General features: G+C 54.3%; 1 protein-coding gene. It reads left to right on the forward strand.

Going from position 1 to position 477, the window contains the following annotated elements:
• A partial coding sequence (locus L6963_RS11725) for an integrase core domain-containing protein (protein ID WP_237207722.1) occupies positions 1-326 on the forward strand: 326 nt, incomplete at its 5' end.
• Between the last annotated feature and the right edge of the window lie 151 nt (positions 327-477).

Below are 477 nucleotides of genomic sequence, written 5' to 3' on the forward strand. Positions count from 1 at the left end.
TTTCCTCGAGTATGCATACGCTGGGGATGCCGCTGATGGCTCTCAAGCAGGCTTTGTTTGAAGCCAGGCGTTCAGGGTCTGATTTGACGCAGGTGGTGCATCACTCGGACCGTGGTTCGCAGTATGTTGCTGATGATTACACGCGTGAGCTGATCCAGCTGGGTGTTCAGTTGTCTGTAGGATCTACTGGAGATTCATACGATAATGCTCTGGCTGAGTCGGTGAATGGGGCTTATAAGGCTGAGCTGGTGCGTGGCCGGTTCTTTGGCTCGGTTGCTCAGTTGGAGGCTGCTACGGCGGGTTGGGTGTGTTGGTGGAATCGGTAGCGGTTGCATCAGGGTCTTGGGTTCAGGGGACCTGACCCCTGTTTGGTGGACACCTGATATCCAGCCCGGTTGGGTTGGGAAGAAAGGTAATCTACCACCATGCCTAGGTACTCCGAACAGTTCAAACGTGATGCTGTGGCCCTCTATGAAA

Source organism: Rothia nasimurium (genome assembly GCF_928392795.1).
In the GTDB taxonomy this organism is placed as follows: Bacteria; Actinomycetota; Actinomycetes; order Actinomycetales; family Micrococcaceae; genus Rothia; species Rothia nasimurium_F.